This is a genomic window from Halorubrum sp. Atlit-26R, from assembly GCF_003666015.1.
In the GTDB taxonomy this organism is placed as follows: Archaea; Halobacteriota; Halobacteria; order Halobacteriales; family Haloferacaceae; genus Halorubrum.
Map to the genome: position 1 here is coordinate 1 of NZ_QPLT01000274.1, position 634 is coordinate 634.

A 634-nucleotide genomic window follows, 5' to 3' on the forward strand; every position below is an offset into this window, starting at 1 on the left:
GTGTCGTTCATAGTATCTCTAGCGGATTCCACCGTGAAGGTCAACGACTTCCCCGGTGGTTACATCCTTACTAAAAGACTCGACCTGAAGGACGGATAACGTTGTTGTGTATAGTAGTTTATGTAATCAGAAAATCCGCACTGCTTAGAGAGTATACTGTGTAATCCGAAACTATAGTGTGTGGAATCCCCATAATACTCCTCACCAATTGTGTATTGAAGAATTGTGTCGGATATTAACCAGAATTTGACTCCTCATCCTCAAAATCGTCGCCGCGCGCTTCCACGTCTTCGGTTCCTTGGAGGAAAAAGTGGTTGAATGGCTGGACGTGGCGGCGGCGCATCATCTCCGACGACTCGATCTCGACACCAATGTCGTGAATCGCATCAGTGATCCTGGTGATCTCGCTCGTGCTCGTCCCGACAACATCAATATGGATGTTGCGCCGCCCCGTGAGCATCTCACGAACATCGACCACACCCTGGATTGCCCTGATATCCTCCGAGTACTGTTTGAGTTCGGTGGGAGGTGCGGAGATAACGAACGTCACTTGCAACGGCAAATTGGCTTCCTCGTAATTGATTTCTGGATGATAGCCTTTGATGATACCATCGGCCTCGAGTTGGTCGATCCG

At 49.2% G+C, this 634-nt stretch carries 1 protein-coding gene; it reads right to left on the reverse strand.

The window, feature by feature from the left end:
- Positions 1 to 235: 235 nt before the first annotated feature.
- Positions 236 to 634, reverse strand: a 399-nt coding sequence (locus tag DVK07_RS20540; protein WP_147441293.1) for an Lrp/AsnC family transcriptional regulator, incomplete at its 5' end; no start/stop codon positions are given.